Below are 8,802 nucleotides of genomic sequence, written 5' to 3'. Positions count from 1 at the left end.
GCACGCGGCGCAACAACGGGCACCTCTGCGGAGCGCGCCGCCTCACCGGCGTGCCGCCGCGCGCATCCCCGCGAAGTGCTCGTAGTTGCAGGCGACACGCCGTACGCGCATGCAACAACGAGCACTTCGGCGGGAGGGAGGCGGCACGCGCCCGCACGCGCCGGAACGAAGCGCGACCGGCCGGACCGCTCAGCACTCGATGACGTTGACCGCGAGGCCGCCCTCGCTGGTTTCCTTGTACTTCGTGGACATGTCGAGTCCCGTCTGCCGCATCGTCTCGATGACCGTGTCCAGCGACACCAGGTGCCGGCCGTCGCCGTGCAACGACAGCCGGGCGGCGGAGACGGCGGTGGACGAGGCGATCGCATTCCGTTCGATGCACGGGATCTGGACCAGGCCGCCGACCGGGTCGCAGGTGAGCCCCAGGTGGTGCTCCATCGCGATCTCCGCCGCGTTCTCCACCTGGCGAGGCGTCCCGCCGAGCACCGCGCAGAGCGCGCCGGCGGCCATCGCGCACGCCGAGCCGACCTCCGCCTGGCAGCCTCCCTCGGCTCCCGAGATGGAGGCGTTCGCCTTGAACAGCGAGCCGATCGCGGTCGCCGTCAGCAGGTACTGCCGGATTCCCTCCAGGGATGAGCCGGGCACGAACCGCAGGTAGTAGTGCGCGACGGCGGGGACGATTCCCGCGGCGCCGTTCGTCGGCGCCGTCACGACGCGGCCGCCGGACGCGTTCTCCTCGTTGACCGCGAGCGCGAACGCGTGCAGCCACTCCAGCGAGGTGGCGCGTCCCGGGTCGTCCTGCACGGACTCCAGGTGCTCCCGCATCGTGGCCGCCCGCCGCCGCACGCCGAGGCCGCCGGGGAGGGTCCCGTCGCCGGCCAGGCCGCGAGCGACGCACTCGGCCATCGCCTCCCAGATCAGGTCGAGCCGTTCCCGGGTGGCCTCCTCGCCGTGGAGCGCGACCTCGTTGCGCCTGGCGACCTCGCAGATCGGGATGCCGTCCCGGTCGCAGATCGCGAGCAGCTCCTCCGAGCTGTCGTAGGGGAGTGGATGCGCGTTGCGCGCCGCCAGCTCGGCCTCCTCGCCGTCGCGCCGGATGAACCCGCCGCCGATCGAGTAGTACGTCTCTTCGAGCAGGGGCAGCGGCGACCGCTCGCCCGCGGCATCCCGGCCCCAGGCCCGCAACGTGAGGGCGTTCGGGTGGCCCGGCAGGCGCGTCCGCGGCTCGAACGCGATGTCGTCCTTCGAGAGCGGGATGCTGCGCCGCCCGGCGAGCAGCAGGGTCGCGCCCGGTTGCAGCTGCGACCAGGCGCCGTGCACATCCTCGGGGCGGCAGGTCTCCGGCTGCAGGCCGGCCATGCCCGCGATGACGGCGTCCGGGGTGCCGTGGCCGATCCCGGTCGATCCGAGGGATCCGTAGAGCGTGCAGGTGACCTGGTCGACCTGGTCGAGCATCCCGTCCGCGTCGAGACGTGCAGCGAACGCGGCCGCTGCGCGGAGGGGGCCGACGGTGTGCGAGCTCGAGGGGCCGATGCCGATCGAGAACAGGTCGAAGGCCGAGACGTACGCTGTCACTTCTCCAGTGTATGTCGGTTCTGGCGCATGATATCCGCGTGGGCCCGCACATTCGCGCAGCGATCCTGCGGCAGCGAGCCCGACGGCGCCGCACACGTGAAGCGGCCGCCGCATCCCTCCGCAGGATGCGACGGCCGCCGTCGGGGGGACCGGACGCTCGCCCGGTCAGGCCTTCCGCATGTAGGCGCGGACGGTCAGCGGCGCGAACACCGCGACGATCACCGCCGCTCCGGCGAGGGCGATCCAGCCGTCGGCGCCGAATGTCGCGCTGTCGGCCAGCTCGCGAACCGCCGTGACGAGGTGCGAGACCGGATTGACGTTGACGAACGACTGCAGCCAGTCCGGCATCGTCTTCACGGGCACGAAGGCGTTCGAGAAGAACGTCAGCGGGAACAGCACCAGGAAGGAGATCCCCTGGACGGATCCCGCGGTCCGGGCGATGACGCCGAAGAACGCGAAGATCCAGCTGATCGCCCACGAGCACACGATCACCAGCAGCCCGGCGAGGATCACCGGGCCGACGCCGGCGGCAGGGCGGTAGCCCATCAGGATGCCGACGATGAAGGTGATGGTCGTCGCGATGGCGTAGCGCAGCGTGTCGGCGAGCAACGCGCCCGAGAGCGGCGCGATCCGCGCGATCGGCAGGGACTTGAAGCGGTCGAACACGCCCTTGTCCATGTCCTCCCGCAGCTGGACGCCCGTGACGACGGACGTCGTGATGACCGTCTGGACCAGGATCCCGGGGATGAGCACCGGCAAGTAGGACTGCACGTTGCCGGAGATGGCGCCGCCGAACAGGAGCGCGAACATCACGGTGAAGATGATCGGCTGGAGTGTCACATCCATCAGCTGTTCGGGCGTCCGCTTGATCTTCAGGAGCCCGCGGTGCGCCATGGTGACGGTGTTGGCGAGCGTCTGGCTGAGGCTGACGTGGTTCTTGAGGTCCCGCTGGGCGGGAGGGGTGATGGTGGCGATGGCGGTCATGCGGGGACCTTCTCTCCTTCGTCGGCGGACGCGAGGTCCGCGGTGTCGTCGTCCACGCCGTGGCCGGTGAGCGTGAGGAACACCTCGTCGAGCGTCGGCTTCTGCACGGACATCTCGGACAGGTGGATGCCGGCCTCGCGCAGGGTCACGAACAGGTCGGTGACCGTGTCCGCACTGCGCATCGGCGCGGTGATACGGGAGCCTTCGGGGGAGGCGACCGCATCCACACCGAGGACCGTCCGGATGGCGCGGCGTGCATCCTCGAGGTCTGCCGGGTCGGCCAGGCGCAGCTGCAGCGAGGACTCGCCGACGGACGCCTTGAGCTCGTCCGCCGTTCCCTCGGCCACGACGCGGCCGCGGTCGATGACGGCGATGCGGTCGGCGAGCTGGTCGGCCTCGTCCAGGTACTGCGTGGTCAGGAGCACCGTGGAGCCGGTGGCCACGAGGCGCCGGATGGTGTCCCACATCTGGGCGCGGGTCCGCGGGTCGAGGCCTGTGGTCGGCTCGTCCAGGAAGATCAGCGGCGGCTGCGCGATCAGGCTGGCCGCGAGGTCGAGGCGGCGGCGCATCCCGCCGGAGAACTTCTTCAGCGGACGCTTGGCCGCCTCCGTGAGCCCGAACTCCTCGAGCAGTTCGGCGGTCTTTCGCTTCGCCTCGCTGCCGCTGAGGCCGAGGAGCCGGGAGAAGATCATCAGGTTCTCGTTCGCCGAGAGGGTCTCGTCGACGGAGGCGAACTGGGCGGTCACGCCGATCAGCTGGCGGACGACCTGCTGCTCCCTCCGGATGTCGTGCCCGAAGATGAAGGCCTCGCCGGCGTCGGGCTTCAGAAGCGTGGCGAGCATGGAGATGGTGGTGGTCTTGCCGGCGCCGTTCGGGCCGAGGACGCCGTAGACGGCGCCGGCGCGGACGGTGAGGTCGACGCCGTCGACGGCGCGATTGTCGCCGAAGGTCTTGACGAGCCCGTGGGCTTCGACGGCCCACTCGGAGCTGCGAGTCATGGTGGTCCTTTCCTGGTGGGAATGGGTGATGCTCCGATCGTGCCGGGGCGCGCTTACGCGGCGCTTACGTCGTGCTTACAGCGGCGGCGGGAGGCTGTAAGCGAGTGGATGCGGCGGTGCGGCCGTGCGAGTGAGGGCTGTGGATCGAGTGGTCCCGACACGCCGTTATCGCGCGCGTCGAGACGGCGTGTTGGGACCAGCGGATGGATGCGGCGGTGCGGCCGCGCGTCAGGCGGCCGCGCGTCAGGCGGCCGCTGCGGCGGCGGCCAGCACCGCGGCGCGGTCGACGTCGGCGATGGTCAGGGCGCGGGGGACCGTTCCGAGCTCCAGGCCCAGGAGGGCCGTGAGCAGGTCGAGCTCGGCCATGCCCTGGCGTCGGCGGTTCGCCGACGCGACCCGGTGGGCCCGGCTGAGCACGTCGCGGGCAGAGGTCCCCCAGCGCGGCCGTGCCACGCGGGGGGCCGCGGCCAGACGCGCGGCCGGAGGCGGGGTCACGCCTGCCACGCGGAGGCTCGCCGCGCGCTCGGCGGCGAGGGCCGCATCCAGCCCCTCCGGGTCGAGGCCTGCGGTGGCGAGCGCCGACCGGATCGGGCCGCTGCCCTCGCGGGACAGGGCGAGCAGCAGGTGCTCAGCCTCGATCAGGGGCGCGTTCCGCAGCTGCGCCTCCGTGACGGAGCGGATGACGATGGGCCGCAACGCACGCGACAGCGGCTGGGCCGGCAGCTCCTCGGGGGCGCCGGCAGGGATCTCAGACATTGCGTCTCCTCAGTTCGACACCGGCGGCGGCGACGCGGCGCAGGTGCTTCTTGTGGACCGCCTGACGTGTGACGCCCAGTGCGTCGGCGATCTGGGTCCAGGTCCACCCGTCGCGGAGGGCTCGCTCGACCTCGGCGTCCTCGAGCTGGTCGGCGAGTTCGCGGAGCGCGACGACGGCGGCGAGTCCGTCGGCGACGCCTCCGACGGGGTCCGGGAAGGGGGTGGCGTTCATGCAAGCAACTATAGTTGCTAACTGCTCGTTGTCAACTGTGGTTGCTAATCCAGCAAGATCGGCTACGCGCGGACGGCGGAGAGCACGGCGAGGCCGCGGGTGGCCGCCTCGCCGGGGGTGAGGGGTGCCACGGCAGCGAGGGCCGCCTCCAGCCGCTCCCGGCCCCACGCAGCAGCGATCGGGATCGCGATCGCGTCCCGGTGCAGACTGGGCACGTCCTGGCGGGAGTTCGCCCGGCCGGCGAGGGCGAACATCGTCAGCCCGCTCTCCACCCAGTCGGCGGAGGCGCGCTCGCCGCCCGCGTGCTCGGCGCCCGCGAGCGCCTCGGCGCCGTGCTCCTCAGCGGTGCGTGGGTCGAGCATCCATGCGGCATAGCCCGCGAGGCAGGAGCCGATGACGGGCCGGTCGAGGTTCGGCGGGCTCATCCGCGACGTGACGAGCGTGCGGATGCGCAGATCCGCGGCAGCCGCATCCGTCCCGGCCCAGTCCACCAGCGCAGGGTCGGTCGCGTGCACGCGCAGGCGCGCCACCAGCCGGGCCGCGCCCATCATGGTGCGCCACGGGCTCAGGGACATCCTGCTCGACGCGCTCTCCTCGGCGAACACGTCGATCGCGTCGTCGTAGAGCCGCACCGACTGCGCGAGATCGCCCTCCGCGAGCGCGATCTCCGCCATCCCGGCATGCCCGATCGCGTAGTAGTCCACGAAGTCGAAACCCCTGCGGTCGACCTCGGCCGCGAGGTACCGCTCCAGCAGCCGGCGAGCGCGAGCAGTTTCGCCCACCGAGATCGCATTCATGGCGATCAGCCAGTCGAGCTGCCGCAGGTCCCCGTCCGCCTGGAGCAGCGCCATGCGGTCGTAGGCGCGCTGCGCCCACTCCAGGGCCTCGGCGGGATGCGCGAGCTGGCTGTGCGACTGGGCGATCGATTGCGCGGCGGAGGCCATCGACCAGGCGTCTCCGGAGATCCCTGCCTGCTGCCAGGCTCGCGTCGCCGAGGCGAGGGACGCCTCCAGCTCGCCGGCGTTCTCCTGCAGTTGCGCCGTCAGGAAGTTGCCGATCGCCGACCGCTCGGGATCGGCCGAGGCAGCGAACTCGGTGAGCAGCCGCACGCCGGTGTCGCGGTGTCCGGCCTCGAGGGCGAGCTCGGCCAGCGCATCCAATCGCGGATCGGCCAGCGGCTCGGCGCGGCGCAATCGGCGCAGGCGGGAGAGGGCACGCGCCGAGGTCCGCAGGTCGATGAAGAGGAACGTGCCCCCGATGACCGTGTAGCCGGCGGCGACCGCGTCGCGCACCTCGGCGGCGGGTTCGTGGCCGGTCAGCACATCCATCACCGCAGGGCCGAAACCGAGGACCTCCGAGTGCGCGCTGCGCAGCGACCAGTAGTACGAGAGCGCGGCGAACACCACGGCGACGGTGTCCCGCCTGACGCCGGCGAGGGCGGACCGGAGCACCCCCACGAGGTTGTCCTGCTCGGCCGTGACCCGCTGGAAGGTGCTCACCTGGGTCCGGCCGTGCATCGTGGACAGCGCGTCGCGGCAGAAGGCGATCGCCCACGCATCCATGCCGTCGCAGACCTCGTCCTCTTCGCCTGCAGCGACCAGCTCGCGGTCGCCGAACTCGCGGACGGTCTCCAGCATCCGGTACCGCAGCAGCCCGGTGGTCGGGTCCTCGCTCACCGTCACCAGCGACTGCGTCACGAGCGCGTCGAGGTCGTCGAGCACCGAGACCGTAGTGGATGCGGCCACCGCCTCCGCGGCCTGAGCACTGAAGCCGTCGGGGAAGCGGGAGAGCCGGCGCAGCAGCGCCTGTTCGGAGGCTCCGAGCAGATTCCAGCTCCACTCGATGACGGCGAACAGGGTGCGGTGGCGTTCCGGTGCGGTGCGCTCGCCGCCGGTCAGCAGGGCAAAGCGGTTGCCGAGCCTGCGCTCGATCTCGTCCACCGAGAGGGATCGGGTGCGGGCGGCCGCGAGCTCGATCGCGAGCGGCAGTCCGTCGAGCCGGTCGCAGAGGCGGGCGACGACATCCAGGGGCAGCATGGCGCCCGGGCGGGCGGCGCGGGCGCGGTCGACGAACAGGGCCACGGCGGGGCCGTAGTGCGACTCGGCGCGGGGTGACCCGGTGGCGGCGCGCGTGCGGTCGCGGTGGGGGCCGGTCTCGGTGTCGCTCTCGGCGCCGGCCTCGGCGTCGGCCTCGGTCCCGGCGTCGCTCTCGGTCCCGGCGTCGCTCTCGGTGCTCTTCAGCGAATCGAGCGGGTAGACATGCTCCGCGCCGATCGCCAGCGGCGCCCGGCTGGTCGCGAGGACGCGGACGGTGGTTGTCGAGTCCAGGATGTCCTGGATGTACGCGGCGGCCGCATCCACGATGTGCTCGCAGTTGTCGACGATGAGCAGCGTCTCGCGCTCCGCCAGCAGTCCCAGGATGCGCGAGCGCAGGTCGATCCGCGCGCCCGGATCGACGGGACGGGCGGCGCGCGCTTCGCGGACGCCGAGCGTCGAGGCGAAGGCCAGCTCCACATCCTCTCCGGTGCGGACGCTCGCCAGCTCGACCACGATCACGGCGGGCGTGTGGACGGCGCGGTGGCCGATCTCCTGCGCGAGACGGGTCTTCCCCAGGCCACCCGCGCCGAGGACGGTCGTGAGGCGGGAGGTGGCGATGAGGTCCTCGACGGCCTGGAGGTCGTACTCGCGGCCGAGCAGCGCGTTGGGGGCAGAGCGCAGCCCGATGCGGATGCGGCGCGGGGCGTCCGGGTGCGGTGCGACGTCGGCAGCGTCGTCCTCGGCGAGCAGATCGGCGTTCAGGGCGACGAGGGCAGGGCCGGGACGGGTCCCCAGGCGTTCGAGCAGCGCCTCCTTCAGCTCGGCGAACGCCAGGAGGGCCTCGCTTCGGCGGCCGGCGTCGGCCAGGGCGTGCAGCTGCTCCAGTCGCAGGGTCTCGTCGAGGGGCCGACGCGCGACGAGCGGCCGCAGGTCGGTGAGCGCACCGGACGGGTCACCGCTGGCGCGTCGGGCCCGGGCGCGGACCAGGAGCAGGTCGTCGTAGAGGGCGGAGGCGGTGCGTTGCAGCTCGTCGGCGAGGGGAGTCGCGCCGAGCTCGGCGCCGGGCTCGCCACGCCAGAGCCCGAGCGCTTCCGTCGCCTCGGCAGCGGCGGAGGCCGGGTCGTCGTCGAGGAGGGCCGCCTCCGCGCGGTCGAGGGCATGCCGCGCCCGGCCGAGATCGGTCTGCTCGGGAGGGACGGCCAGCGCGTAGCCGCTCGGAGTCGACTCCAGCAGGCCGTCGGCGGTCGTGGTGCGGACGCGGGAGACGAGCGTCTGCAGAGCGGCGCGTTCCTGTCGCGGCGGGGCGTCATCCCACAGGTCGTCGACCAGCGAGGGGACGCTCGCGGCGCCGCGGGCGAGGACCAGCGCGACGATCAGGCTCTTGCCGAGGGCGCCGGCCGGCTCCGTCAGCGCGCCGGTGCGGTCCTCGACCAGCACAGGGCCGAGCACGGCGACGCGAGGGGACGAAGGCTCGGACTGCACCCGCCGATCCTAGAGCCTCCGCCTGCCCGGTGGCATCGCCGCCGCGCTGCCGCACTGAGCGGGCCGCGCGCGCGTAGGCTCAGCCGCATGGCGTTCGACTGGTCGCAGTTCTACGAGAAGCAGGGCGGGCGCGGTGTCCGCCCGACGTTCCAGAGCGCGCTCGAGGCGTGGGGCGGTTCCGCCGGCGACGCGATCGACCTCGGCTGCGGCGACGGAGTGGAGACCCGCCACCTGGCCGAGAACGGCTGGCACGTGCTGGCGGTGGACTCCGATCCGGGCGTCGAGGAGCGCGTCCGCAGCGGGCTCTCGCCCGAGGCGTCGCAGCGCGTGACCGTCCGGCAGGCTCCGTTCGAGAAGCTCGGCGACCTGCCCGAGGCCGACCTGATCTACGCGGGCTTCGCCCTGCCGTTCTGCGACGAGACCCACTTCCCGTACCTCTGGGCGGACATCCGCGAGGCGCTGCGCGCGGGAGGCCTGTTCGCCGGCGAGCTGTTCGGGCCGCACGACGAGTGGGTGGGCCGCCCCGGCATGAGCTTCCACGAGCGCAGGCAGGTGGAGGGGATGCTCACCGGGATGGAGGTGCTCCAGCTGGTCGAGGACGACCGACGCGGCATGTCCTTCGACGGCCCCAAGCACTGGCACGTCTTCCACATCGTCGCCCGCGCCTGACGCATCCCTCTTCGCCACGGGGTCGCGCCCCACCTGTCTCTTATACACATCTGACGCTGCCGACGACGGA

General features: G+C 72.4%; 7 protein-coding genes. 1 reads left to right on the top strand and 6 read right to left on the bottom strand.

Going from position 1 to position 8,802, the window contains the following annotated elements; all coding sequences use genetic code 11:
• Positions 1-189: 189 nt before the first annotated feature.
• The 6 genes from ACPYOG_RS17770 to ACPYOG_RS17745 form a co-directional block, all read right to left on the bottom strand.
• Positions 190-1,575: an L-serine ammonia-lyase gene (locus tag ACPYOG_RS17770; RefSeq protein WP_481295484.1), complete on the bottom strand. Its 1,386-nt coding sequence runs from the start codon at positions 1,573-1,575 to the stop codon at positions 190-192.
• Between the two features lie 165 nt (positions 1,576-1,740).
• Complete coding sequence (locus tag ACPYOG_RS17765) at positions 1,741-2,559, bottom strand: ABC transporter permease (RefSeq protein WP_481295483.1); 819 nt, start codon at positions 2,557-2,559, stop codon at positions 1,741-1,743.
• Entirely contained in the window at positions 2,556-3,557 is a 1,002-nt protein-coding gene (locus ACPYOG_RS17760) for an ATP-binding cassette domain-containing protein (protein WP_481295482.1), read from the bottom strand. Before ACPYOG_RS17760 ends, ACPYOG_RS17765 begins: the two co-directional genes overlap by 4 nt.
• A gap of 243 nt (positions 3,558-3,800) precedes the next feature.
• Complete coding sequence (locus ACPYOG_RS17755; protein WP_481295481.1) at positions 3,801-4,313, bottom strand: Clp protease N-terminal domain-containing protein; 513 nt, start codon at positions 4,311-4,313, stop codon at positions 3,801-3,803.
• Positions 4,306-4,545: a helix-turn-helix domain-containing protein gene (locus ACPYOG_RS17750; protein WP_481295480.1), complete on the bottom strand. Its 240-nt coding sequence runs from the start codon at positions 4,543-4,545 to the stop codon at positions 4,306-4,308. The genes ACPYOG_RS17755 and ACPYOG_RS17750 overlap by 8 nt, the downstream gene beginning before the upstream one ends.
• Before the next feature lie 62 nt (positions 4,546-4,607).
• A complete protein-coding gene (locus ACPYOG_RS17745) occupies positions 4,608-8,063 on the bottom strand; it encodes an ATP-binding protein (RefSeq protein ID WP_481295479.1) in 3,456 nt (1,151 codons plus the stop codon).
• A gap of 87 nt (positions 8,064-8,150) precedes the next feature.
• Between ACPYOG_RS17745 and ACPYOG_RS17740 the strand changes: the two genes are divergently transcribed.
• Complete coding sequence (locus tag ACPYOG_RS17740; protein WP_481295478.1) at positions 8,151-8,732, top strand: class I SAM-dependent methyltransferase; 582 nt, start codon at positions 8,151-8,153, stop codon at positions 8,730-8,732.
• Positions 8,733-8,802 lie beyond the last annotated feature (70 nt).

It is taken from the genome of Leifsonia sp. HAY1-4F, assembly GCF_056755275.1.
This window is presented reverse-complemented; position numbering and strand designations above follow the sequence as displayed.